General features: G+C 71.3%; 24 protein-coding genes. 8 read left to right on the top strand and 16 right to left on the bottom strand.

The window, feature by feature from the left end; all coding sequences use genetic code 11:
* Nucleotides 1-67: 67 nt before the first annotated feature.
* Entirely contained in the window at nucleotides 68-424 is a 357-nt protein-coding gene (locus ACQEVM_RS14585; RefSeq protein WP_433080077.1) for a hypothetical protein, read from the top strand.
* A 50-nt stretch (nucleotides 425-474) separates the two neighbouring features.
* On the opposite strand, the gene ACQEVM_RS14580 is transcribed toward ACQEVM_RS14585, so the two are convergent.
* Both ACQEVM_RS14580 and ACQEVM_RS14575 read right to left on the bottom strand, forming a co-directional pair.
* A complete protein-coding gene (locus ACQEVM_RS14580; RefSeq protein ID WP_433078672.1) occupies nucleotides 475-672 on the bottom strand; it encodes a hypothetical protein in 198 nt (65 codons plus the stop codon).
* A gap of 56 nt (nucleotides 673-728) precedes the next feature.
* The gene (locus tag ACQEVM_RS14575) at nucleotides 729-1,187 is read right to left on the bottom strand and encodes a DUF5709 domain-containing protein (RefSeq protein ID WP_433078670.1); all 459 of its coding nucleotides are present in this window, start codon (nucleotides 1,185-1,187) and stop codon (nucleotides 729-731) included.
* A gap of 141 nt (nucleotides 1,188-1,328) precedes the next feature.
* On the opposite strand from ACQEVM_RS14575, the gene ACQEVM_RS14570 reads away from it, so the two are divergent.
* Together ACQEVM_RS14570 and ACQEVM_RS14565 are read left to right on the top strand one after the other, a co-directional pair.
* The gene (locus tag ACQEVM_RS14570; protein WP_433078668.1) at nucleotides 1,329-1,547 is read left to right on the top strand and encodes a hypothetical protein; all 219 of its coding nucleotides are present in this window, start codon (nucleotides 1,329-1,331) and stop codon (nucleotides 1,545-1,547) included.
* A gap of 182 nt (nucleotides 1,548-1,729) precedes the next feature.
* Complete coding sequence (locus ACQEVM_RS14565; RefSeq protein ID WP_433078666.1) at nucleotides 1,730-2,575, top strand: DUF2382 domain-containing protein; 846 nt, start codon at nucleotides 1,730-1,732, stop codon at nucleotides 2,573-2,575.
* A 142-nt stretch (nucleotides 2,576-2,717) separates the two neighbouring features.
* Here ACQEVM_RS14565 and proP read toward each other — a convergent pair whose 3' ends face one another.
* The 4 genes from proP to ACQEVM_RS14545 form a co-directional block, all read right to left on the bottom strand.
* Nucleotides 2,718-4,214, bottom strand: a complete 1,497-nt coding sequence (proP, locus tag ACQEVM_RS14560) for a glycine betaine/L-proline transporter ProP (RefSeq protein ID WP_433078664.1) — start codon at nucleotides 4,212-4,214, stop codon at nucleotides 2,718-2,720.
* Nucleotides 4,215-4,372: 158 nt separating this feature from the next.
* Entirely contained in the window at nucleotides 4,373-4,639 is a 267-nt protein-coding gene (locus ACQEVM_RS14555) for a DUF4235 domain-containing protein (RefSeq protein WP_266952658.1), read from the bottom strand.
* Nucleotides 4,636-4,947, bottom strand: coding sequence for a hypothetical protein (locus ACQEVM_RS14550; protein ID WP_433078662.1), 312 nt, complete (start codon nucleotides 4,945-4,947; stop codon nucleotides 4,636-4,638). The genes ACQEVM_RS14555 and ACQEVM_RS14550 overlap by 4 nt, the downstream gene beginning before the upstream one ends.
* 211 nt (nucleotides 4,948-5,158) lie before the next feature.
* Entirely contained in the window at nucleotides 5,159-5,527 is a 369-nt protein-coding gene (locus tag ACQEVM_RS14545) for a PRC-barrel domain containing protein (RefSeq protein WP_433078660.1), read from the bottom strand.
* A 554-nt stretch (nucleotides 5,528-6,081) separates the two neighbouring features.
* On the opposite strand from ACQEVM_RS14545, the gene ACQEVM_RS14540 reads away from it, so the two are divergent.
* Nucleotides 6,082-7,377 (top strand): radical SAM protein, encoded by a 1,296-nt coding sequence (locus ACQEVM_RS14540; RefSeq protein WP_433080015.1) that lies wholly within the window; start codon nucleotides 6,082-6,084, stop codon nucleotides 7,375-7,377.
* Between the two features lie 97 nt (nucleotides 7,378-7,474).
* Here ACQEVM_RS14540 and ACQEVM_RS14535 read toward each other — a convergent pair whose 3' ends face one another.
* The 3 genes from ACQEVM_RS14535 to dhaK form a co-directional block, all read right to left on the bottom strand.
* Nucleotides 7,475-7,813 carry a YciI family protein gene (locus ACQEVM_RS14535; protein ID WP_433078658.1) on the bottom strand — a complete coding sequence of 113 codons (339 nt, stop codon included), beginning with the start codon at nucleotides 7,811-7,813 and terminating at the stop codon, nucleotides 7,475-7,477.
* A 56-nt stretch (nucleotides 7,814-7,869) separates the two neighbouring features.
* Nucleotides 7,870-8,106: a hypothetical protein gene (locus tag ACQEVM_RS14530; protein WP_433078656.1), complete on the bottom strand. Its 237-nt coding sequence runs from the start codon at nucleotides 8,104-8,106 to the stop codon at nucleotides 7,870-7,872.
* Nucleotides 8,107-8,347: 241 nt separating this feature from the next.
* Nucleotides 8,348-9,352, bottom strand: a complete 1,005-nt coding sequence (gene dhaK / locus ACQEVM_RS14525) for a dihydroxyacetone kinase subunit DhaK (RefSeq protein ID WP_433078654.1) — start codon at nucleotides 9,350-9,352, stop codon at nucleotides 8,348-8,350.
* 297 nt (nucleotides 9,353-9,649) lie between these two features.
* Between dhaK and ACQEVM_RS14520 the strand changes: the two genes are divergently transcribed.
* Nucleotides 9,650-10,498 carry an MIP/aquaporin family protein gene (locus ACQEVM_RS14520; protein ID WP_433078652.1) on the top strand — a complete coding sequence of 283 codons (849 nt, stop codon included), beginning with the start codon at nucleotides 9,650-9,652 and terminating at the stop codon, nucleotides 10,496-10,498.
* A 107-nt stretch (nucleotides 10,499-10,605) separates the two neighbouring features.
* A complete protein-coding gene (gene glpK / locus ACQEVM_RS14515) occupies nucleotides 10,606-12,123 on the top strand; it encodes a glycerol kinase GlpK (protein ID WP_433078650.1) in 1,518 nt (505 codons plus the stop codon).
* Nucleotides 12,124-12,193: 70 nt separating this feature from the next.
* Here glpK and ACQEVM_RS14510 read toward each other — a convergent pair whose 3' ends face one another.
* Together ACQEVM_RS14510 and ACQEVM_RS14505 are read right to left on the bottom strand one after the other, a co-directional pair.
* Entirely contained in the window at nucleotides 12,194-13,246 is a 1,053-nt protein-coding gene (locus ACQEVM_RS14510) for a zinc-binding dehydrogenase (RefSeq protein WP_433078648.1), read from the bottom strand.
* A gap of 245 nt (nucleotides 13,247-13,491) precedes the next feature.
* Nucleotides 13,492-14,274, bottom strand: coding sequence for a response regulator (locus tag ACQEVM_RS14505; RefSeq protein WP_433078646.1), 783 nt, complete (start codon nucleotides 14,272-14,274; stop codon nucleotides 13,492-13,494).
* Nucleotides 14,275-14,391: 117 nt separating this feature from the next.
* On the opposite strand from ACQEVM_RS14505, the gene ACQEVM_RS14500 reads away from it, so the two are divergent.
* Together ACQEVM_RS14500 and ACQEVM_RS14495 are read left to right on the top strand one after the other, a co-directional pair.
* A complete protein-coding gene (locus ACQEVM_RS14500) occupies nucleotides 14,392-15,999 on the top strand; it encodes a sensor histidine kinase (protein ID WP_433078644.1) in 1,608 nt (535 codons plus the stop codon).
* 35 nt (nucleotides 16,000-16,034) lie between these two features.
* A complete protein-coding gene (locus ACQEVM_RS14495) occupies nucleotides 16,035-17,198 on the top strand; it encodes a PP2C family protein-serine/threonine phosphatase (protein ID WP_433080013.1) in 1,164 nt (387 codons plus the stop codon).
* Here ACQEVM_RS14495 and ACQEVM_RS14490 read toward each other — a convergent pair.
* The 5 genes from ACQEVM_RS14490 to ACQEVM_RS14470 form a co-directional block, all read right to left on the bottom strand.
* The gene (locus ACQEVM_RS14490) at nucleotides 17,185-17,622 is read right to left on the bottom strand and encodes an ATP-binding protein (RefSeq protein WP_433078642.1); all 438 of its coding nucleotides are present in this window, start codon (nucleotides 17,620-17,622) and stop codon (nucleotides 17,185-17,187) included. The genes ACQEVM_RS14495 and ACQEVM_RS14490 overlap by 14 nt on opposite strands.
* Nucleotides 17,623-17,798: 176 nt before the next feature.
* The gene (locus ACQEVM_RS14485; RefSeq protein ID WP_433078640.1) at nucleotides 17,799-18,827 is read right to left on the bottom strand and encodes an iron-containing redox enzyme family protein; all 1,029 of its coding nucleotides are present in this window, start codon (nucleotides 18,825-18,827) and stop codon (nucleotides 17,799-17,801) included.
* On the bottom strand, nucleotides 18,827-19,081 hold the full coding sequence (locus ACQEVM_RS14480; RefSeq protein ID WP_433078638.1) for a CDGSH iron-sulfur domain-containing protein: 255 nt from the start codon (nucleotides 19,079-19,081) through the stop codon (nucleotides 18,827-18,829). The genes ACQEVM_RS14485 and ACQEVM_RS14480 overlap by 1 nt, the downstream gene beginning before the upstream one ends.
* Nucleotides 19,082-19,330: 249 nt before the next feature.
* The gene (locus ACQEVM_RS14475) at nucleotides 19,331-20,263 is read right to left on the bottom strand and encodes a SigB/SigF/SigG family RNA polymerase sigma factor (protein ID WP_433078636.1); all 933 of its coding nucleotides are present in this window, start codon (nucleotides 20,261-20,263) and stop codon (nucleotides 19,331-19,333) included.
* Nucleotides 20,264-20,317: 54 nt separating this feature from the next.
* Nucleotides 20,318-22,708: a phosphoketolase family protein gene (locus tag ACQEVM_RS14470; protein WP_433078634.1), complete on the bottom strand. Its 2,391-nt coding sequence runs from the start codon at nucleotides 22,706-22,708 to the stop codon at nucleotides 20,318-20,320.
* Nucleotides 22,709-22,724 lie beyond the last annotated feature (16 nt).

Below are 22,724 nucleotides of genomic sequence, written 5' to 3'. Positions count from 1 at the left end.
GGCTCAATCCGCGTCGGAGCATCGCCGGCGCGGCGCAGGCACTCCCCGGGCCCAGGAGGCGGTCGACGTGGCCCAGCGCGGCCTCGACCACGTACGGTCCATCAGCCGCAGCCTCCACTACGCCCTCGACAACGGCGAACTGGACGCCGTCCCCGCCTCGTTCCGCTCCGCGTACGCCTCGCTGTTGCGCACGGCGGCCGACGCCCTGGAGCACATCGGCCGGACCGTCCGGACCGAGCCCCGGCTGCTCGGCGAGATCCTCGACCGGACGACCGCCGAGTTCGACCACGCCCAGAGGGAGGCCCTGAACTCCCCCGACACGCATCCGGCGGTCTTCACCCTTCAGGGCACGCTCCTCACCGACGCGGGCCGGCTGGTCGCCGAACTCCGCCGGGGACACGGGGTGCTCGACCCGACCGCCTGAGGCGGTCGGGTCGGGCGTCGGGGCCCGGGGCCGGGGGTCGGGCGGACCGGCTACTCACCCCGGGCGGACTTCACGGGACCGGGCGCACGGCGCCGCGCGTTGCTCTTCGACGGATCGGCCTCGCCGCCCTCGTCCTTCCCGGTGCCGGGAACGACCGCCTCCTCCGCTTCCTTCCGGGCCTGCGGGTCGCCGCTCTCCCCGGGCGCCTGCGACGGAGGGGTGGGCCTGGTGGATTCCTTCTCGGCCATGGTGTGTCTCCTGGTGTCTCGTGGGGGTTCTCTTCCGGAGGGGGTCGAGCCGTCGGCTACCGCGGCTCCTCCTCCGGGTCCTCGATGACGTGTACCGCGGCTTCCTCGGCCGACGCGGCGCCGGCGTCGACGCCCACGTCGTGCGCCAGCACGTTGTTCTCCCGCGGGGAGTCCGTGGCGGGTGCCAACCGGCCGGCGCGGGCGTCGCCCGCCTGCGGGTCGACGGGCTCACCCTCCCCGCCGTCCAGGTCTCCGATGCCGTCCCCCGCCGGGGGCTGCACGTCGGGTACCTCGCGGGCGAGACGCTCGTCGAGGCTCTCGCCCTGCTGCTGTTCCTCGCCGGTGGTGGCGCGGCGGTCGCTCGCGTAGGGCCGCTCGGGCGGGGAGTACCCCTGGTCGAGGCGGGCGTCGGTGTCGAGCTCCCCGACGCTGTGGTCCATGTCCGGTTCCTCGGAACGCTCGTCGTCGGGCTGGGGCTGGTAGACGTCGTCGCCTCGGGCGTCGGATTCGCTCATGAGCACGTCCTTTCCTCGATGCGCCGCCCGATCGTGGCGGCGCTGCCGTTCCCTGGGGCGCCTCCCCAATAATCGGGGATCACGCGGGCCGATCCGCCCCGGTTGTACCGCGGGCCCCGGAGTGTGGTCGTATCGGCTGTCATGAACCACGACCTCCGCACAGACGACTTCCCCGAAGCCGACGGCGACGGTCGGCGCGAGCGGGCCCGCAGGACGGTCGCCTCCCGCGCCACCGACCCCGACGACTACATCGCCCTGTTGAGCGCCCTGGATCTGCACGCCGACGGGGACGCGCGACCGGCCGCGCGGACCTGTGCCCGGGCCTCCCGACGCCCGGACCGGGCCACCCGTTCGGAGTAGACGGGTCGCCGGGGGTGACGCCCCGGTCACACAGCGGATCCGGGCGTCCGGCGGCCGTCCCGCGCCACCCGGACCGGTTGCGGCGGCACGGCTCAGGGTGCGGTCTGGAGGGGGCACGGGGTGAGCGCGGAACAACGAGGTTGCCGCGCGCCACGTGCCGAACCGCACTGGAGGATTCACCGATGAGCGCTGGAAACGGTTTCCTGAGCACCGAGCAGCTGTTGACCCTGACGGCCTACGACGCCGACGGGGAGAAGATCGGCAGCATCGGTCAGGTCTACCGCGACGACGCGACGGGCCGGCCGGAATGGGTCACCGTCAAGACCGGCTGGTTCGGCATGAAGGAGTCGTTCGTTCCCCTCGCGGGCGCCCGCAGCGACGGCGAGGGGCTGCACGTCCCGCACGCCAAGGACGTCGTCAAGGACGCCCCGCGGGTCGACGCCGACCAACACCTCGACTCCGACGAGGAGCACAGGCTCTACCGGCACTACGGTCTGTCCCCCGCGGCCGCCGACGGCAACGGCAACGGGAGCGGCAAGGGCAAGGGCGGCGGAAAGACCCACCGCACCTCCGTGGACGCCCCCGGCATCGCCACGGGGACGTACGTCGACGACCGGGACGAGGGCCGCGGCGGGGACGAGCTGATCCGCTCCGAGGAGCGGCTGCGCGTGGGGACCACGAACGAGGAGGTCGGGCGCGCCCGACTGAAGAAGGTCGTCGTCACCGAGAACGTCACCACCACGGTCCCCGTCAGTCACGAGGAGGTCCGTGTCGTACGCGAACCGGTCCGTGGCGGAGAGCGGGTGCGCGGCGGCGCCATCGGCGAGGCCGAGACGGAGGTGACCCTGCACGCCGAACGCGCGGTGACCCGCAAGGAGACCGTGCCCGTGGAGCGCGTGCGTCTGGAGACGGAGAGGGTCACGGAGCAGCAGGCGGTCTCCGACACCGTGCGCAAGGAGCAGGTCCGCTACGAGCAGGGCAGGGACAGCTCCCGTCGGGGTGAGGGCGGGAAGGGCCCGCGCCGCTGACGCGAGGCGCCGGCGCCCGAACCGCGCGGAACGGCCTGTACCGCTTCGATGAAGCGGTACAGGCCGTTCCTGGTCCCGGGGGTTCCGGGGGCCGGGGGTTCCGGGGGCCTCCCGGGTCGTCCCGGAGGGGTGGATCCGGGTGTCAGAACTTCGGGTCGGGTGACTGGGCCGCGCACAGTTCCGCGGCCTCCTCCTTCGTCTCGACGGAGGGCGGGGAGCCGTCCAACGGCTTCTGCGCGGTCTCCTTCATGCAGGCGACGGCGATGATGCCGACGAGGGCCGCGGCCATCGCGTAGTAGGCCGGCATGAGGTTCGTGCCGCTCCAGCTGATGAGCGCCGTGATCACCAGCGGGGTCGTCCCTCCGAAGATCGACGCCGACAGGTTGTAGCCCACGGACAGCGAGCCGTAGCGGACCTGCGTCGGGAAGAGGGCCGGGAGGGCGGCGGACATGGTGCCGAGCAGGCAGACGAGCGAGAGCCCCAGCATCAGCATGCCGAGGGTGATCGCCGGGATGCCGCCCTGGCGGATCAGGAGGAAGGAGGGGAGCGACAGCACGAAGAAGCCCACCATGCCCGCCATCAGCAGCGGCTTGCGGCCGAACCGGTCGGAGAGCTTGCCGACCTGGCTGATGAGGAGCATCAGGAAGATCATCACGCCGAGCAGGATGAGCAGGCCGTGCGTCTCGCTGTAGCCGAGCTCGTCCGACAGGTAGGTCGGCATGTACGACAGCAGCATGTAATCGGCGATGTTGTACGCGCCGACCAGGCAGACGCAGAGGATCAGCGTCGGCCAGTACTGCCGGAAGATCTTCCCGAGGTCGCCCTTGGTGGTCGTCTCCACGCCGTCGGCGGCCTCGGTGGCACGTGCCTTGCCGCCCTCCAGTTTCTGGAAGGCCGGGGTCTCGTCGAGGCGCAGGCGCAGGTACAGGCCGACCAGGCCGAGGGGTCCGGCGACGAGGAACGGGATGCGCCAGCCCCAGGTCTCCATCTGCGGGTCGTCGAGCACGGCGTACAGCGCGGTGACGAGGCCGGCCGCGCCGACGTAGCCGGCCAGGGTGCCGAATTCCAGGAAGCTGCCGAAGAAGCCGCGCCGCTTGTCGGGGGCGTACTCGGCGATGAAGGTGGAGGCGCCGCCGTACTCACCGCCGGTCGAGAAGCCCTGGAGCATGCGGAAGGCGATCAGCAGGACCGGGGCCCACACGCCGATCGTGTCGTGCGAGGGGATGAGACCGATGGCGAACGTCCCGACCGCCATCATGATCATGGTGAGCGCCAGGACCTTCTTGCGGCCGAGCCGGTCGCCCATCGGGCCGAAGAACATTCCGCCGAGGGGCCTGACCAGGAAGGCCACGGCGAAGGTGGCGAACGAGGACAGCAACTGGGTGGTGTCGCTCCCGGACGGGAAGAAGACGTGGCCCAAGGTGACGGCGAGGTACGAGTAGATGCCGAAGTCGAACCATTCCATGGCGTTGCCGAGCGACGCCGCCTTCACGGCGCGCTTGACCGCCTGCTCGTCGGTGACGGTGATGTCCGTCCGACGGAGTCTTGGGTTCCGGCGCTGCCTGACGGCACGGAACAGGATGGGATGGCGCTTCACCGCTTCCGGATCGGCCACCTGCTGGGATTCGGGGGCCGTCATGGCCGGTCCTTTCCTCGGTGGGTCTTCCAGGAACCGCTTCTGCGCGATCATGGCGACCGCAAACCGGATCGACGGCCGGATGCGACGTGTGTCACATCCGAGCCGCCGACCGGGCGGGTGGCGCGGGGGCCGTGTCCGGGGCCGGCGCCGGGGTGGGCTCAACCCGGCCAGGTGCCCGTCAGACGCCGTGCCGCGACCGCTCCGGACCGGTCCACGGCGGCCTTGGTCACCGCGAAGATCGCCCCCTGGAGGCCCGCGGCGATGAGGATCTCCGTCCAGGAGCGGTCCTCGTCGGTGGCGTCGGGGGCGTCGCCCTCCCCTTCGATCAACTTCCAGGCCTGCTTGAACGCCATCCCGGCGAGCATGCCGCTGACGGCGCCCAGGGCGAACCCGACGGGCTTGTACGCGATCTTGACGCCGTTCACTTGCGGCCCCGGCTCCGACGCACCACCGCGTACACGGCCAGCAGGGCGCCGAGCACGAGGAGCGGGGCACGGTTCGCCCGGACCCTTCCCGCGACCTGGCCCGCCGTGTCGAGGACCGACTCGGGTGTCTTGTCCGCCGCGAGCCGGCCGACGTGGGTCGTGGCCTGGACGACCTGTCGGGATGCCTGCGCGGCCTTGTCCAGGACCGGGTCGGGGGTCTTGTCCTTCACCAACTGCGCGGCCTGCTCGGCCGTCTCGCGGATCTGGTCGGTCATCCGGGCTGCCTTCTCCACGACCTGCTCCTTCATGTCGATCGGACGTCTCCTTGCCGCGCCGGCCCCGCACGCGGGGCGCGCATCGCGGTCACAGCCCGGCTACCCCGCATCGGCGGGAACACCCACCCGACCGGGTCGTCCGTCGCGGGCCGGGCCGCCCGCCGGGCAACGGCGAGGGGCCCGAACTCGTCGAGTCCGGGCCCCTGTTCACGCGGATGCCTGCGTGTGGGCGTTCACGCGCGGGTCAGACGGGGCGACCGCCGAAGGGGATGTCCGGGCCGTAGTAGACGCCGAGTTCCTCCCGGTAGCCGGTGTCGCCCAGGTGCTTGTCGCGATGGAACTCGGGAGCGTTCTTGACCTGCTCCCTGGTCCGATCGACGAAGATCTTCTTGTCGTCCGGGTCGATCCGGGTGACGGTGCTCGCGGGCAGGAGGACCTCCTTGCCGAAGATCCAGACTCCGGTGTCCACCAGCAGGTAGGCGTCGCCGACCTCGTCGGAGTGCTTGTCCACCTTGCCGATGCCGCCGTCGGTCGCCTCGACCTTGTAACCGGCCAGATCGGTGCCGGCCAGGTGGCCCGAGGTCGCCTTGAAGCTCCACACATGCTCAGTCACGCGAAAACAACTCCTCCGGTGAGCGGAGGACGCCGAGGGTCTTCCCCGCGCCCGTCCCTTCTGTTCGCCGTACGGCCGTTCGCCGTGCGCGCCGCGCGTCATGCGCCATGCGTCGTGCGCTGCGGCCGATGCGTCCGGCCTGGACATCGCCTGCCCCGCCCTCCCCCACCCACACCCCGGAACGCGTCGTCGCCGCGGGCCGGCCGAAACCGTTCGAACGCCCGGAGCGGGCTCCGTTCGGCGGGTGGGAAGCGGCTTCCCGGCGGCGGCCAAGTCGCTTGCGTCCGCGGACGGGTGCCTGGCAGCGTTCGGACTCCGCGACCGCCACGAGGTTCCCGGGAACGGGGTGCGCGTGAGTGCCGCGGGCGCGCGGGGTAGTGTGGCAGGAGCAATTGAACGTGTTCAGTCCTGGATCGGATCGGCGACGCGAGACCCGCCTTCGAGCAGTCGGGTCGAGCGCTCGAACCGGCCACCGCACGTCACAACGGCCCAAGGAGTCAGAAGTGAAGCAACACGCGGAGAGCGCCGGCCGGACCGCGCTCGTCGAGGACCTCATGGGCCGCTTCCCACAGGTGCCGCGGGAGGCCGTGTTCAAGGAGGACCTCCTGCGGGGCGGCATGGCCTTCGACGAGTCCGCGCTCAGCGGCACCACCGACGGAACCTCGGGTGACGTCAAGCCGAAGTCCTACTTCATCTTCTCCTTCGACCACCGCACGCTGCCGGAGCTCGGCGCCGCCGCGCTGAACCGGCCTCCCGAGGAGATCGTGCTGACCGGCGGTCCGTACGACCTGCGCCGCACCGTCGTGTCGGTTCGGGTCAATCCGGACTCCCCGTACGTCGTGCGCGGCGGCGAGGACGGCGCGCTCGGCCTCTACCTGGACGGGGCACGGATCGCGGACGTCGGCCTGCCGCCGATGCCGGAGTACTACCGGCACAAGCTGTCGAACGGCAAGTCCGTGATGGAGGTCGCGCCGACCATCCAGTGGGGCTACCTCGTCTACCTGACGGTCTTCCGGGTCTGCCAGTACTTCGGGGCCAAGGAGGAGTGCCAGTTCTGCGACATCAACCACAACTGGCGTCAGCACAAGGCGGCGGGCCGGCCCTACACCGGCGTGAAGCCGGTCGAGGAGGTCCTGGAGGCCCTGGAGATCATCGACCGGTACGACACCGCGGGCACCTCCCGGGCCTACACGCTCACCGGAGGCTCGATCACCTCGCAGGTCGCCGGCCGGGACGAGGCCGATTTCTACGGCCACTACGCCAAGGCCATCGAGGAGCGCTTCCCCGGCCGCTGGATCGGCAAGGTGGTGGCCCAGGCGTTGCCCCGCGCGGACGTCCAGCGTTTCCACGACCACGGCATCCGGATCTACCACCCGAACTTCGAGGTGTGGGACCGCCGGCTGTTCCAGCTCCACTGCCCGGGCAAGGAACGCTACGTGGGCCGCGACGAGTGGCACCGCAGGATCCTGGAGTCCACCGAGGTGTTCGGCCCGCGCAATGTGATCCCCAACTTCGTGGCGGGCATCGAGATGGCCGAGCCGTTCGGTTTCACGAAGGTCGACGAGGCGATCGAATCGACCACCGAGGGACTGCGGTTCTTCATGTCGAACGGTGTGGTGCCGCGCTTCACCACCTGGTGCCCGGAGCCGACGACACCGCTGGGCAAGGCCAACCCCCTCGGGGCGCCGCTGGAGTACCACATCCGCCTGCTGGAGGCGTACCGGGCGACCCTGGAGGAGTTCGGTCTGAAGTCCCCGCCCGGCTACGGTCCGGCCGGACCCGGCCGTGCGGTGTTCTCCGTCAGCTCGTTCATGGACAGCCTCGAAGGCCTGGAGGAAGAGACTCCCTGACGGGCGGCGCGGAAGGCGGTGACGCGGCACGGCACGGTACGACCGTCCTCGCGACGGTCGTACCCGGGCGGGTCGTACCCGGGCGGGTCGTCTCCGGTCAGCCGGTCGGATCGGACAGGATCTCCCGGACCTCTTGCGCACAGCGGCACGCGGCGGCGAGCCTGACAGCCCACTCCAGCGCGTCCTCGCGGGAGGGCACGTCGATGATCGAGAACCCGCCGAGGACCGCCTTCGTCTCCGGGTACGGACCGTCGGTGACGGTCCCGTCGGTGGCCGCGATGCTCGCCCGCTGCCTTTCCAATCCCCCGCCGAAGACCCACACGCCGGCTTCCCGAGCCTCCCGCACCACCGCGATCGAGGCCTCGGCCACCTCGGGCAACTCCTCCTCGGGGAAGCTCATCGCGCCGTCGTCGAACGAGATCAGGTACCGCGTCACGCATGGCTCCCTTGGTCATCGGCCTCCATCGGCCGCCGCCGAGACACGTCCAGGGTCTAGTGCGGCTTCCAGGTGAACTTGCCGCCGCCCACCCAGTGGACCGTCTCCAGGTCGTCGAGGTCGTGAATCGGGACGCCCGCCTCCGCGGCGATCAGGAGCACGTCCGTCATCGATGTCGCCCTGCCGATGAATTCCCCGTCCACTTCCACGATGCGAAAGGGCGGAGTGCCGGGCTGTACCCCCCGGACGGTGACCCGGGCCGCTGAGATGTAAGGAATCGAGCTTTCGGTCATGTGGCGACGGTTCCACGTCTCGGCCACCCGCGCGCGGCGAAACGGACGGAAAGCCGATCGCTTGCGCCCGATCGTGTCCCGATGCCCCTCCCCGGCGCACCGGCCTCGTCGCGGTCCCGGGCACCCGGGCCACCCGTCTCGTCCCTCGACCGGCGATCCGTCCGGCCGCTCCGATCTCGGCGGGGGCCCGCGGTGGCCGGCGCCGCGGTCCCCGCCCACCGGACGGACGCAAACGTCCGGGTCATCGACCCCAGCGCAGTGCCGCCGTCTCCACGGGCGCGTCCCACAGCCGCAGCAGTTCATCGTCGGCCCGGCACAACGTCACCGAACATCCCGCCATGTCCAGCGAGGTGACGTAGTTCCCCACGAGTGTCCGCGCGACCGGAACGCCTCGGTCCGCCAGCACCCGCGCCACCTCGGCGTGGAAGCCGTACAGCTCCAACAGAGGTGTCGCGCCCATGCCGTTCACCAGGGCCAGCACGGGCCCGTCGGCCGGCCCCACCGCCGCCAGGTCTTCCAGCACGGCGCCCACCGCGAACTCGGCGATGTCCCGGGAGGGCATCATCGCGCGACGCTCCCGGCCCGGCTCGCCGTGGATGCCGACGCCCAACTCCAGCTCCCCGTCGGGGAGGTCGAAGGTCGGGCTGCCCTTCGCGGGGGTCGAGCAGGCACCGAGCGCCACCCCGAAGCTCCGGGAGGCGTCGTTCACGCGTCGGGCGAGCGCCGCGACCCGTTCCAGCGGTGCCCCCGCCTCGGCGGCGGCGCCGGCGATCTTCTCGACGAAGAGCGTGGCCCCCGTACCGCGTCGCCCGGCGGTGTACAGGCTGTCGGTGACGGCGACATCGTCGTTGACCAGGACCCGCTCGACGCGGATGCCGTCCTCCTCGGCCAGCTCGGCCGCCATGTCGAAGTTCAGCACGTCCCCGGTGTAGTTCTTGACGACGAACAGCACGCCCTGCCCGGAGTCCACGGCCTTGGCCGCCCGCAGCATCTGGTCGGGTACCGGTGAGGTGAACACCTCGCCGGGGCACGCGGCGGACAGCATCCCGTACCCGACGAAACCCGCGTGCAGGGGTTCGTGTCCGGAGCCGCCCCCGGAGACCAGGCCGACCCGACCGCCCTCGCGGGCACCGCGCCGTACGACCACCCGGCGCTCCACGTCCACGTCGAGATCCGGGTGGGCCGCGGCCATCCCCCGCAGGGCGTCGGCGACCACGGTCTCCGCGCTGTTGATGAGCATGTTCATCGAGTACCTCCGGGGTCGGACCTGGCGGACGAGTCTCGTACCGGTGCGCTCCGCGGCTCGGGAGCGCGGGGTGCGGACGACCGCGACCGCGGTCGCGCGCCGTACCTCAAGTGTGCCGCGAAGGCCCCGGGATCCGCAGCGGCCCGCGGATTCCGGGGGTGTCCGCAGGACCGGGGAGAGCCTGCGGATCCGGGGCGGATCTCCGCCACTGGCCCGGAGATATGTCCGGGATTACAGTGATTCATTGAGGCTCGGGGCAGTCGACGGCCGGTCCCCGGCCGTCGGGAAGGGGCACCCATGGCTGAGCGACTCAAAAGATCAGGCCTGGTCGCCGAACTGTCCGCCGAGTTCGCCGGCACCCTGATCCTCATCCTCTTCGGTTGCGGCGTGGTGGCCCAGGTGGTCGCCGGCGGCGCCCTCACGGACCCGGCGGGCGGCCTGGGCAATCACGACAGCATCGCCTGGGCCTGGGGCCTCGGCGTCACGCTGGGCGTCTACGTCGCCGCGAGGCTGAGCGGTGCTCACCTCAACCCGGCGGTGACCGTCGCGCTGGCGACGTTCAAGGGGTTCCCCTGGAGCAAGGTCGCCCCCTACGCGCTGGCCCAGACGGCCGGCGCCTTCGCGGCGGCCCTGATCGTCCGGTGGAACTACACCGAGGCGCTCGCCAAGGCCGACCCCGGGCACACCATCAAGACGCAGGGCGTCTTCTCCACGCTGCCGGCCAACGGCAACACGAACCTGCCGGTCACCGAGTGGGGCGCGTTGCGCGACCAGATCATCGGCACCGCGATCCTGCTCCTGCTGATCTTCGCGGTCACGGATCTGCTCAACACTCCCCCGGGCGCCAACCTGGCGCCGTTCATCGTCGGCCTGATCGTGGTGGCCATCGGCATGGCCTGGGGCACCAACGCCGGTTACGCGATCAACCCGGCACGTGACTTCGGTCCCCGACTGGCCAGCTTCCTCACCGGCTACGGCGGAGCCTGGCGAGATCAGTACGGGAACTTCTACTTCTGGGTCCCCATCATCGGTCCGTTCATCGGCGGTGTACTGGGAGCGGGTCTGTACAAGGTCTTCATCGGTCGGTTCCTGCCGAACGCCGAACCGGAACCCCCGGGACGGATCCCGGCCCCGGACGAGAACTGATCGTTTGCCCGCCCGGGCGGCTGAAGGACCGACCGCTCGGGCGGACGACCGACCACCCCACGCCACGGACCCCAGGGCAGCAAGGCCCCAAGAGAGGCGGCACCCCCATGGCTGACTTCGTCGGCGCGGTGGACCAGGGGACCACCAGCACACGTTTCATGATCTTCGACCACGCGGGCAACGAGGTGGCGAAGCACCAGCTGGAACACTCGCAGATCCTCCCCCGCTCGGGGTGGGTCGAACACGACCCGGTCGAGATCTGGGAGCGCACCAACTCGGTGATGCAGAACGCCCTGCGGCACGGGAACCTCTCGGCTTCCGACCTGGCGGCCATCGGCGTCACCAACCAGCGGGAGACCACCGTCGTGTGGGATCCCCGCACCGGCCGCCCCTACTACAACGCCATCGTGTGGCAGGACACCCGTACGGACTCCATAGCGGCGGCACTGGAGCGTTCGGGCAAGGGGGACGTGATCCGCCGCAAGGCCGGCCTGCCACCGGCCACGTACTTCTCCGGCGGCAAGATCCAGTGGATCCTGGAGAACGTCGACGGGGTCCGCGAGGCGGCCGATCAGGGCCACGCCCTCTTCGGCAACACCGACTGCTGGGTGCTGTGGAACCTCACCGGCGGCCCCGACGGCGGCATCCACGCCACCGACGTGACCAACGCCAGCCGCACCATGCTGATGGACCTGGAGACCCTCGACTGGGACGACGAGCTCCTGGGCTTCTTCAACATCCCCAGGGCGATGCTCCCCAGCATCAACCCGTCCTCCCACGCACAGGCCTACGGCCAGACCCGCACTTCCCGGCCGTTGCGCGCCGCCATCCCCATCACGGGCGTCCTCGGCGACCAACAGGCGGCCACCGTAGGACAGGTCTGCTACGCGCCCGGCGAGGCCAAGAACACGTACGGAACCGGCAACTTCCTCGTCCTGAACACCGGCACGGAGCTGGTCCGCTCGTCGCACGGGCTGCTCACCACGGTGGCCTACCAGTTCGGCGACGAGCCGGCCGTGTACGCGCTGGAGGGATCCATCGCGGTCACCGGCTCCGCGATCCAGTGGCTGCGCGACCAGCTGAAGATCATCGGTGACGCGGCCGAGAGCGAACGCCTCGCCCGCACCGTCGACGACAGCGGCGGGATCTACTTCGTACCGGCGTTCTCGGGCCTGTTCGCCCCGTACTGGCGTTCCGACGCGCGCGGAGCCATCGTCGGCCTCGCCCGCTACCACGACAGCGGACACCTGGCCCGGGCCGCCCTGGAAGCCATCTGCTACCAGAGCCGCGACGTGGTCGAGGCCATGGAGCAGGACTCCGGCGTCCACCTCGACGTGCTGAAGGTCGACGGCGGCGTGACCGCCAACGACCTGTGCATGCAGATCCAGGCCGATGTCCTGGGCGTACCGGTCAGCCGGCCGGTGGTCGCCGAGACGACCGCACTGGGCGCCGCCTACGCCGCGGGCCTGGCCACCGGCTTCTGGCGCGACCAGGACGAACTGCGCACCCACTGGCAGGAATCCAAGCGCTGGGAACCCCAGTGGTCCGAGGAGCGGCGCGCGGAGGGGTACGAGGGCTGGAAGAAGGCGGTGGAGCGCACCCTCGACTGGGCCAAGGTCGAGTAGGGCGGTTCGAGCGGGCGGTACCGGTGGGGTGATGCCGGTACCGCCCTGCGTCGTTCCCGCGGGCGGCGACTCAGAACGTGACGACGACCTTGCCGGTCGCCCGGCCGGATGCCATCCGCTCCAGTCCGTCCGGCACCACGTCGGCGAGGGGGATGACCGCGTCGATCGAGGTGGACGCGATCCGGGGGTGCTCCTTCAACAGGGCCATCGCCTCGGGAAGGTCCTGATCGCAGATGTGCACCTTCGAGGTGGAGATCCGGATCTCGTCGAGCACCAGCCGGGTCAGGTTCAGGGGCGACGGGTCGCGGTGCAGGCCGACCAGGCGGATGTGACCACCGCGGCTCACCGCGTTCATCGCGGTCGCCAGGCCCTGGGGGACCCCCGAGGTCTCCAGGACGATGTCGGCGCCGTTGCCGCCGGTGACGCGCCTGATCTCGGCGACGGCATCCTGGCGGGAGGCGTCGATGAGCACGCTCGCGCCGCTGCGCTCGGCGGCGTCCAGGCGGGCCGGCGAGACGTCCACGGCGATGGTCTCGATGCCCCGTGCCGTGAACGCGGCCAGGGCCGGCAGGCCGATCCCGCCCAGGCCGATGACGACGACGGTCGCCCCCGCCTCGGCCTCGGATCCGCGCACCGCGTGGAGGGCGACGGCGAGGGGCTGGGCCATGATCGCGACGTCGGGCGAGGCATCGCCGACGGACCGGCTGATGCGTGCGGGTACGTTCACCCGTTCGGCGAGCCCGCCGTCCACGTGGAGGCCGACCGTGTAGTAGGTCGCGCACAGGTTGGTCCGACCGGCGCGACACCAGCGACACGTCCCGCAGGACACTCCGGAGCCGGGCACCACCACGTCGCCGACGGCGAACCCGGTGACGTCCGCCCCGACTCCGGCGACCCGTCCGACCATCTCGTGACCGAGGACGAGCGGGCCGACGTGGCCGCTCGCGGGGTGCGGGACGTCGATGGGGATCAGGTGGGGCCCCGAGGTGAACTCGTCGACATCGGTTCCGCAGATGCTCGCCCGCAGGATCTCGAGCTGGAGTTCGTGCGGGGCGGGTGACGGCGGGTCGGGCCACTCCTGGACCCGGACATCACGTCTCCCGTGGTAAACGGCGGCAAGCATCGGCGCATCCCCCTGAATTGGATTGGATTTGCACCCTAGTTGATCGAAGTCGACGGGAAGGGAAGTTCCGGTTACCACCTCGGACGGATCCCGCCGGGGCGGAACAGGGTGCCCCGCGATCCCCTCGGGAAGGACCACGGGCACCCCGGCCGGCGCCTGCCCGGCCGGGACGGGCCCACACTCCGCCACCCGGGTGAGCCCCGAAAGCCGCACCGGACCGTTCGACCTGAACCGGACCGTCGTGCTCAGGTGCGGGGCAGCCGGGTGGCGGTGTCGAGGTAGAAGGCGTCGATGCTCTGGACCGCCTTCTCGAACTCGTCGAGGTTGACGGGCTTGGTGACGTAGGCGTTGGCGTGACTGCTGTAGGCCCCGGCGACGTCCTCCGGCGCGGAGGAGGTGGTGAGGACGACGACGGGGATGGTCTGGAGGTTCTCGTCGCTCTTCAGGATCTGGAGGAGGTCACGGCCGTTCATGCGGGGCATGTTGAGGTCGAGGACGATGAGGTCGGGACGGACGCTGCCCGGGGTGCGCAGGTACTCCAGCGCGGCGACCCCGTCGGTGACCTGGACCAGGTTGCGGGTCCCGCGCTCGGAGAGAGCCTCCTCGATGAGCATGGCGTCGGCCATGTCGTCCTCGACGAGCAGGACGTCGTAGGGGCGGGAGGGGGCGCTCATCATCGGATGCTCCGTGGGTTTGTCGTGGGAGTGGTTGAACAGTCCGGGCCAACGCCGTCGGGCACCCTGTCGGGTGATTCCGCAGGCGTCGCCGAGCTGCGGGTAGCCGGCGCCCGCGCGGGCGGCGCCCGCGGCGACGTCGCGTTGGAGCCTCTCGGCGGCCTGCCGCACGTGGTCCAGCACGTTCAGCAGGGCCAGGGCGCGCGTCGGGTCGTCGGCTTCGTCCGCCCGCGGTGCGGTCGGGGCGTCCAGGAGCCGGCGAGCGAGGCACCGGGCGAGCTCGGCGACCGCCGTGTCCGCGACGGCGGCCGTCTCCTGGGACGTGGTCCGCAGTGGGAAGTTCTGGCCCGGCATACCCGGCACTCTAGGCCCCCGAGCGGACCTCGACAACAATGGTTGTCCGCGACGGCTCTAGAGTATGCAGGCCGCACCACATCGGGCAGCGGTCGTGACAGCGGAGGGGCATACGAGATGACCGGCGAAGAGGGGCTGCCGCGGCCGCGGGGTCTGTCCACGTGGACGACCCGGCGGTGGCTTCGCGTGGGGGTGGCCGCGTCCCTGGTGGTCCTGGCCCTGCTCGGGGTGACCGGGGCCTGGGTCCTCGAACGGACGGCCTCCCTGAGCAGGGAGCTGGTGGACGTGAAGTCCCCCGCCCTGACCACCTCGATCCGCCTGGAGTCGACGCTGCTCAACCAGGAGACGGGCATCCGCGGCTACGGGCTCACCGGCACCGCGGAGTTCCTGATCCCCTACCAGCGGGGCCTCACCGAACAGAAGGCGTCCACCGACCGCCTCGCGGAACTGCTCCGCGACGACGCCACCGGTCTGAGGGACCTGAAGGCCGTCGAGGAGGCGGTGGAGGCCTGGCAGGACCGGATCGCCCGCCCGATCGCCGCCTCGCCGCCCGGGACGCCCCCGTTCCTGGCCACCGAGCGCGCCGCCGAGGCGAAGGCCTCGTTCGACACCCTGCGGACGGCGATGGCCGACCAGCAGGAGAAGCTCCAGGTCGACCGCGCGAACGCGCGGGAGGACCTGTTCGCGGTCATGCGCCTGCGGAACTGGGTCTTCGCCGCCATCGCGTTGGTCATCGTCGCCCTCGCCGGGCTGGTCTTCGAGGGACTGCGCCGCGGCATCACCACACCGCTGGAGCAACTCGGGGCGGACGCCCGTGCCATCACCGGCGGCGACTTCGAGCATCCGATCACCCCGACCGGCCCGGCGGACCTGCGCCGGCTCGGCGCCGAGGTCGACTCCATGCGCCAACGGCTCGTACGGGAGCTCTCCTTCACCGAGGAGGCACGTCTGCGCCTCGACGCGCAGGCCGCCGATCTCAGGCGCTCCAACGCCGAGCTGGAGCAGTTCGCCTACGTGGCCTCGCACGACCTCCAGGAGCCCCTGCGGAAGGTCTCCAGCTTCACCCAGTTGCTCCAGCGCCGCTACGGGGGACAGCTCGACGCGAAGGCGGACCAGTACATCGACTTCGCGGTCGACGGCGCGAACCGCATGCAGACCCTGATCAACGACCTCCTCGACTTCTCGCGCGTCGGCCGCGTCCACCACACCCACCAGAGCGTCGACCTCGGCACCGTGATGGACCGGGCCCTGTCCGCACTGAGTGTCAGCGTCGAGGAATCCGGGGCGGTCATCACCCACGACGCACTGCCGAACCTGGTCGCGGACCCCACGCAGATGGGAATGCTCTGGCAGAACCTGCTCGGCAACGCCGTGAAGTTCCGCCGTCCCGGTGAGACCCCGAGGATCCACGTGTCGGCCGAACGGGAGGGTGAGCTGTGGCGGTTCGCCGTCACCGACAACGGCATCGGCATCGCCCCCGAGTACGCCGCGAAGGTGTTCGTGATCTTCCAGCGGCTGCACACCAAGGACGTCTACAACGGCAGTGGCATCGGCCTGGCGATGTGCAAGAAGATCATCGAGTTCCACGGCGGCGCCATCGGGATCGACCCCGACCACACCGACGGCACCCGCATCGTGTTCACCCTCGCCGCCGCACCGCCCGAGAACGCCGAGCAGGAGACGGTGGAGGCGGCGGACCGTGCCGGGGAGGAGCGGGAGTCGTGAGCGTGGTCGAGTCGGCGTCGCGGTCGGTCGAGCCGATGTACCGCGTCCTGCTCGTCGAGGACGACGAGGCCGACGCCCTCCTGGTGGAGGAACTCCTCCACGACAGCGGGCTGCGCTTCGAGCTGACGGTGGCCCGGAGCCTGGCCGATGCCCGTGTCGCGCTCGCCGACCGCCGGGCCGACTGCGTCCTGCTCGACCTGCACCTGCCGGACCTCTCGGGCACGGACGGTGTCATCACCGTCCGTGAGCTGGCCCCGCACACCGCGGTGATCGTGTTGACCGGCCTGTCCGAGCAGCGGGCGGGCGCCGACGCCATGGCCGCCGGTGCCCAGGACTACCTCGTGAAGGGCAAGGTCGAAGCCGACCTCCTGGGCCGTACGGTGCGCTACGCCGTCTACCGCAGCGAGACGGAACGCGCGAGCGCCGAGGCCCAGGCCACCCGGCTGCGGGCGGAGGAGAACGCCCGCCTGGAACGCGGGTTGCTGCCCCGGCCGCTCCTCGACACCAGCACCGTCACCGTGACCACCCGCTACCTGCCCGGACGGGAACAGGCCCTGCTCGGCGGCGACTTCCTCGACGTCGTCGAGGGCGACGACGGACTGCTCCACACCGTGGTCGGCGACGTCAGCGGACACGGACCCGACGCGGCTGCCCTCGGCGTGTGCCTGCGCATCGCCTGGCGGTCCCTGATCCTCGGCGGGCACCGCGGACCCGACCTGCTGCACCTGCTGGAGCGCATCCTGGTCGCCGAACGCGGCCTGCCGACGATGTTCGCCACCTGCGCCCTGCTCACGCTCGACCAGGCGGCGGGCACCGCCACCGTGTACCTGGCCGGTCACGACGCTCCCCTGCTCACCGTCGCCGGGCGGACCCGCGAGACGGCCGCGGAACACGGGATCGCGCTCGGTATCGCCCCCCGCTCGGGGTCGTGGTCGGCCACCGTGATCCCGCTCCCCCCTGCCGGGGCCCTGACCCTCTACACCGACGGCCTGACCGAGGGGCACAACGGCACGGCGAACGGCGAGCGCCTGGGGGTCGAAGGGCTGCTCGCCCTCATCGGGAAGCTGCCCCCGGCCGATCCCGGCGCCCACGTCGACCTCCTCGTCAAGGAGACCCGCGCCCTGAACGCGGGACGCCACACCGACGACCTGGCCGTCCTGCGCCTGGACTGGCACGGCGCGGGGATCATCCGAGGCTGAGCGTCGCCGTGATGTGCTTGCCGGCCTCGTGGGGCGTCACGGTGACCCGGTCGGCGAGGGTACGGACGAGGGGCCAGCCGTAGCCGCCGATCCGGCGGCCGGCCGGGGGGCTGGTCTGGGTGACCGGAGGAACGGGGTTGCGGTCGGCCACCGAGACGCGCAGGTCGCCGTCGCGGACGTCGGCGTGAAAGCCGGTCAGGCCCCCGCCGTGGCGTATCGCGTTGGTGACCAGTTCGGACGTGACCATCAGCGCGTCCGTCACGATGGGGGCGTCCGACGGGAGACCGGAGTTCTCCAGCAGGACCGCGACGATCTCGCGGGCCTCCGCCACCGTCGCGGGCAACACGGGCCCGGTCCCCACGGAGACGTCCGTCGGTACCTGCTCACGGGCCGGCGGGCCGCCGTCCCCTGGTACCTGTGTCATGTCTCCCTCGCCTGTCGCGGCCGCACCGATCCTGGTGATACTCGCACAGCACTCGGACACGCGGCCTTCGGGGAGGTCCCGGACGGTCGCCACGCGGGCGCGGGAGACTCTCGTGCGCCCGGGGATTCGCCGTACTCCCGGGCGGGCACGGCGCCTTGGTCCGCGCCGTACGTGCCTCATGTCCGGGGCAGGGGGGTGCGCAGGGCGCTGCGTCCCCCGTCCCACGCCTCGCGCAGGTGGTCGGCGAGACGGTCCTCCAGCAGGACGGTCGCCGCGCACCCGAACGCGATGTCCGCCTCCAGGTCCGGTTCGTCGGCGAGCAGCCCGCCGATCACGTCACGGCGTACGACCTGCTCGTGGACGGCGTCGGCCTCGACGTGTTCGGCGTAGAAGTGCTCGGCCGCCGGGCCGGCCCCGCAACGGCGCATGGCCTTGGCCAGTCGCCTCGATCCGGGTGACGAGGTGACCTCGACGCACGCGAAGTGGCCGACGAGCGCGCCGCGCGAGGCCCGGTGCAGCCCGAAGAGGGACATCAGGTTCACGGTCGCGAGCAAGGGCGCGGGGGCGTGGTCCAGGTAGTGGCCGTACGAGGGGTCCAGTGCGAGGTCGCCCATCAGGTCCGCGAAGAGCCGGGCGTGGATCCGCTCGGCGCGGCCGGCGCCGAACTCGTCGAACTCGATGGCGACCATGGCGGCCTTGGCCCGACCGGAGAGCCGGGGGATCACCCAGACGTGGGGGTCCGCCTCCTTCAGATGGTACAGGGAACGCAGGGCCGCGTACTCGCGCAGTTGCCAGAGCTCGCCGTCGGTTTCTAGGCGGTGGCTGAGGCTGTCGGAGAGGTCCACGGGCTCCAGGAGGAGCGGGGCGAAGGCCTCGTCCACGGTGCGGGGGGCCCGGGGCAGCTCGGTGCGCAGGGCGTGCAGGAAGCGGGCTTCCATGGCCGCGCGCAGTCTCAGCAGGTCCGGGTCCCATTCGCGGGCGTCGTCGACGTCGTCGAAACCGCGGTAGTGCAGTTCGTACAGGAGGTAGAGGGCCAGCTGGAGGTCCTCGCCCCACGGGTCGGCCTTCAGCACGGTCCCGGGGGCGTGGACCGGTGCCTGTCCCGATCGCAGGGCCCGCGTCACGGCCCGGGACAGCTCGCCACGCCCTTCGACGAGGCGGGGGCCCGCGGCGGTGGCCGTCGCGCTCGGGGCGGGAGGGGGCATCACGGGGTCCTGTCCTCGGGTGGCGCGGCGGGTCGCTCGCGTCGGCGGTGGCTCGTGTCGCACCACGGGTGGGTGCGGCTGCGGCGGCAGGTGCACACCGCGACCATGAAGCGGTCGGACCGGGCGACCGTCCCGTCCTCCAGGACGATCTCGACCGGGCCCTCGACCAGGACCGGGCCCTGGGGGTCCACCCGCACCCGGCGGGGGCAAGGGGCCGCGCCGGACCGGTGCGGGTCGCCGTCCGTACTGGTCACCGCATACCTCCGGGGTCGGGTGGGGCCGCGACGGTGGTGTCGTCGACGACAGGGTGCGACTGCCCAGGGGCGGGCGCCCTATCCGTGATTCCCGCGGTCTTCGGAGGATGCGACGAAGAGCGTTCCCGTCCGGCCCCATGCCCCGCGTGGCCGCAGGTCGCGTGGTGCGCGGCGGGGCCGGATGCCCGGACGGCCCCGGTGTGGGGCACACGGGGGCCGGGGCTGGGCCGCAGGGGCGAGTGGATCGCTCTAGCCGGCGAGCATTCCGGTGCGCAGGCGGGTGAGGGTGCGGGTCAGGAGGCGGGAGACCTGCATCTGGGAGATGCCGAGTTCCGCGCCGATCTCGGCCTGGGTCTTCTCCTGCCCGAACCGCATCGACAGGATCTGCCGGTCCCGGGGCGCCAGGTCCTTCAGGAGCGGAGCCAGCGTGTGGAAGTCCTCGAACAACTCCATCGCCGGATCCACGTCACCCACCGTGTCGGCCAACGAACGCGGCTGCGCCGACGGCCGGCTCCCCGAGGACGTGGACTCGTCGATCGAACCGCTCGTGTAACCGTTCGCCGCGACCATCCCCTCCACGACCTGCTCCTGCGACAACTCCAGATGCTCGGCCAACTCCAGGACCGTCGGCGCCCGACCGAACACCTCCGTCAACGCCTCCTGGCTCTTCGCCAACTCCGTCCGCAACTCCTGCAACCGACGCGGCACATGCACCGCCCACGTCGTGTCACGGAAGAACCGCTTGATCTCCCCCGTGATGAACGGCAACGCCAACGTGGAGAACTCCACCTCACGCTCCGGATCGAACCGGTCGATCGCCTTGATCAAACCGATCGTCCCGACCTGGATGATGTCGTCCAACTCGATCCCACCACCACCACTGGCACGCCCCCGAAAACGCCGGGCCGCGAAGTTCACCAACGAGATGTTCATCTCGATCAGCGTGTTCCGCGCGTACTGATACTCACGCGTCCCCTCCTCCAACGACCGCAACCGCACCAGGAACAGACGCGACAACTCCCGCGCGTCCGACGGCGCCACCGCACGCGCGTCATCGATCCGCGGCAACACCGACGAACCGGACCCCTCCACCGACCCCACAGGCGGCACGACAGACGGCGCGCCAGACGGCGCGACCCGCACATCGACAACCGGGCTGACAACTACGGCGGCATGGGACATGAAACCGTTCCTCCCCTGGACGGATGACTTGCTTCCGCCCTCGTGCCCCCGATCTCAGGTCGTACACGTGTCTTGCGGCCCGCTCCACTTCCAGTCGGTGATCTCCGCCGGGTCCACGCCGGTACGGCGCAGTTCCGCCCGGATCCGGTCGCGTGCGGCGGCGTGGCGGGCGGCCGATGCCGGTGCCTGCGGGTGGCGTGGTTCCAGGTGGTGCAGGGCGGTGATGGCCAGGTCGTGGCGGGACGTGCCGTTGGCGGCGAGGAGGTCGTAGGGGGTGGTGGTGGTTCCCTCCTCCATGTAGCCGCGGACGTGGAAGCGGTCGGGGTGCGGGCGGCCGTGGAGGAGCTGGTGCACGGCCGAGGGGTAGCCGTGGAAGTCGAGTACGACCGGGGTGTCCGTGCCGAAGAGGGCGCGGAAGCGGTCGTCGGTCATGCCGTTGGGGTGCCGATCGGCGGGGGCGAGGGCGCACAGGTCCACGATGTTGACGAACCGGATCGTGGCGTCGGGCAGGTCGTCCCGCAGCAGGGAGACGGCGGCCAGGGTCTCGACGGTGGGGATGGCGCCCGCGCAGGCGAGGACCAGGTCGGGTTCGCCGCCCGCACCGTGGGAGGCCCAGTCCCATGTGGACGCTCCGGCGGCGCAGTGCGCGCGTGCCGCGTCCAGTCCGAGCCATTGGGCGGCCTCGTGTTTGCCCGAGACCACGACGTTGACCTTTCCGGTTTCGTCGAGGAGGCGTTCCATGGTGACCAGGAGGGTGTTGGCGTCGGGGGGCAGGTAGACGCCCGTCACCGCGTTCTTCCGGGTGATCAGATGGTTGATGAACCCGAATCCCTGGTGGCTGTAGCCGTTGTGTTCCTGACGCCATCCCCCGCTGGTCAGGAGGTAGGTGAGGCTGCTGACCGGGGAGCGCCAGGGCACCTCGTGGGAGGTCTTGAGCCATTTGGCGTACTGGTTGACCATGCCGTCGACGATGGAGGCGAAGGCCTCGTAGGTGGGGAACAGGCCGTGCCGGCCGGTCAGGAGGTAGCCCTGGAGCCAGCCCTGGCAGTTGTGCTCGGACAGGGTCTCCATGACGCGGCCGTCCCGGGCCAGGTGTTCGGCGTACTCGTCGACCGGCCAGGCATGGGTGCGGCCGGTGGCTTCCAGGACCGCGTCCAGCTTGTTCGAGGCGAGTTCGTCGGGCGAGACGACCCGGAAGTCGCGGCGCTCGGAGGTGCGGCGGAAGATCTCCGTGAGCCAGTCGGCGAGGACCTCGTTGGCACTGGCCCGGGTGCGGCCCGGCCCGCCCTCCAGGGCGACGGCGTGGGGGGCGAGCGCGGGCAGGTCGAGCGGCCGGCGCAGCCGGCCCCCGTCCGCCGCGGCCTGCATGCCGATGCGCCGGTCCCCGTCGGGGCAGGACGCGGTCACCTCGGGCACGGGCCGGCCCCGCGCGTCGAAGAGTTCCTCGGGCCGGTAGGAGCGCAGCCACGCTTCGAGGGCGCGGAGTTGTTCCGGATCGTCGTGCGCGTCGGGGAGGGGCACCTGGTGGGCGTGGAACGTCCCCTCGATGCGGACGCCCTCCACCTCGGGCGGAGCGCCCTGGCCCTTGAGGCTGCGCAGGACGATCATCGGCCATCGGGGACGGGGGTCGGGCGACGCCCCGGAGCGGGCCCGGGCCTGGATCGCGGTGATGGTGGTGTGGGCTTCGGCGACCGCCTCGACCAGGGCCCCGCCGTCCGGATCGGAGGTGACGTCGACGATCCGCGGATCCCAGCCGTAGCCGCGGAAGAGGTCGGTCAGTTCTCCGTCGGACATCGTGGCGAAGAGGGTGGGAGAGGAGATCTTGTACCCGTTGAGGTGCAGGAACGGGAGGACTGCGCCGCTGGTGGCCGGGTCGAGGTACTTGGACGAGTGCCACGCGCCCGCGGTCGGACCGGTCTCGGCCTCGCCGTCGCCGACGATGCAGGCGACCAGCCGTCCGGGGGCGTCCAGGGCCGCGCCGAAGGCGGTCGCCAGGGCGTATCCCAGCTCCCCGCCCTCGTGGAGGGTTCCCGGTACGGCCGGGGAGAGGTGGCTGGGGAAGCCGTCGGGCGCGCAGTAGCGGCGGCTGAGTTCGCGCAGTCCCTCCGCGTCACGGCTCAGCGCCGGGTCGTACGCGGCGTGCGTCGCCTCCAGCCACAGGTTCGCGTGGACGGCGGGTGCGCCGTGTCCGGGACCCGTCACGAGCAGGACGTCGGCGTCCCGCTGCCTGATCAGTCGGTTCAGGGCGCCGTAGACGAGGGTGATGCCGGGGCAGGTGCCCCAGTGGCCGAGGAGACGGGGCTTGAGGTGCTCGGGTCGCAGCGGCTCTGCGAGCAGGACGTTGTCCCGGAGGTGGATCAGGGACGCGGCCACGTAGTCGGCGGCCCGCCGATAGGCCCCCAGGCCCTGGTCGGCGGACTGCGGCACCGTCGTCTCGCGTGTCATCGGACCACTCCCCTCG

Origin of the sequence: Streptomyces sp. CA-243310 (genome assembly GCF_050936775.1) — a bacterium.
In the GTDB taxonomy this organism is placed as follows: Bacteria; Actinomycetota; Actinomycetes; order Streptomycetales; family Streptomycetaceae; genus Streptomyces.
The sequence above is the reverse complement of the archived record's forward strand: the minus strand, read 5'-3'. Positions and strand labels throughout refer to the sequence as shown.

Excerpts from the sequence above, each read along its gene's own strand:
- ACQEVM_RS14580 (WP_433078672.1), bottom strand. The coding sequence starts at position 672 with ATGGCCGAGAAGGAATCCACCAGGCCCACCCCTCCGTCGCAGGCGCCC.
- ACQEVM_RS14575 (WP_433078670.1), bottom strand. The coding sequence starts at position 1,187 with ATGAGCGAATCCGACGCCCGAGGCGACGACGTCTACCAGCCCCAGCCC.
- ACQEVM_RS14570 (WP_433078668.1), top strand. The coding sequence starts at position 1,329 with ATGAACCACGACCTCCGCACAGACGACTTCCCCGAAGCCGACGGCGAC.
- ACQEVM_RS14565 (WP_433078666.1), top strand. The coding sequence starts at position 1,730 with ATGAGCGCTGGAAACGGTTTCCTGAGCACCGAGCAGCTGTTGACCCTG.
- proP (WP_433078664.1), bottom strand. The coding sequence starts at position 4,214 with ATGACGGCCCCCGAATCCCAGCAGGTGGCCGATCCGGAAGCGGTGAAG.
- ACQEVM_RS14550 (WP_433078662.1), bottom strand. The coding sequence starts at position 4,947 with ATGAAGGAGCAGGTCGTGGAGAAGGCAGCCCGGATGACCGACCAGATC.
- ACQEVM_RS14540 (WP_433080015.1), top strand. The coding sequence starts at position 6,082 with ATGGGCCGCTTCCCACAGGTGCCGCGGGAGGCCGTGTTCAAGGAGGAC.
- ACQEVM_RS14530 (WP_433078656.1), bottom strand. The coding sequence starts at position 8,106 with ATGACCGAAAGCTCGATTCCTTACATCTCAGCGGCCCGGGTCACCGTC.
- dhaK (WP_433078654.1), bottom strand. The coding sequence starts at position 9,352 with ATGAACATGCTCATCAACAGCGCGGAGACCGTGGTCGCCGACGCCCTG.
- ACQEVM_RS14520 (WP_433078652.1), top strand. The coding sequence starts at position 9,650 with ATGGCTGAGCGACTCAAAAGATCAGGCCTGGTCGCCGAACTGTCCGCC.
- glpK (WP_433078650.1), top strand. The coding sequence starts at position 10,606 with ATGGCTGACTTCGTCGGCGCGGTGGACCAGGGGACCACCAGCACACGT.
- ACQEVM_RS14510 (WP_433078648.1), bottom strand. The coding sequence starts at position 13,246 with ATGCTTGCCGCCGTTTACCACGGGAGACGTGATGTCCGGGTCCAGGAG.
- ACQEVM_RS14505 (WP_433078646.1), bottom strand. The coding sequence starts at position 14,274 with ATGCCGGGCCAGAACTTCCCACTGCGGACCACGTCCCAGGAGACGGCC.
- ACQEVM_RS14500 (WP_433078644.1), top strand. The coding sequence starts at position 14,392 with ATGACCGGCGAAGAGGGGCTGCCGCGGCCGCGGGGTCTGTCCACGTGG.
- ACQEVM_RS14495 (WP_433080013.1), top strand. The coding sequence starts at position 16,035 with ATGTACCGCGTCCTGCTCGTCGAGGACGACGAGGCCGACGCCCTCCTG.
- ACQEVM_RS14490 (WP_433078642.1), bottom strand. The coding sequence starts at position 17,622 with ATGACACAGGTACCAGGGGACGGCGGCCCGCCGGCCCGTGAGCAGGTA.
- ACQEVM_RS14485 (WP_433078640.1), bottom strand. The coding sequence starts at position 18,827 with ATGCCCCCTCCCGCCCCGAGCGCGACGGCCACCGCCGCGGGCCCCCGC.
- ACQEVM_RS14475 (WP_433078636.1), bottom strand. The coding sequence starts at position 20,263 with ATGTCCCATGCCGCCGTAGTTGTCAGCCCGGTTGTCGATGTGCGGGTC.
- ACQEVM_RS14470 (WP_433078634.1), bottom strand. The coding sequence starts at position 22,708 with ATGACACGCGAGACGACGGTGCCGCAGTCCGCCGACCAGGGCCTGGGG.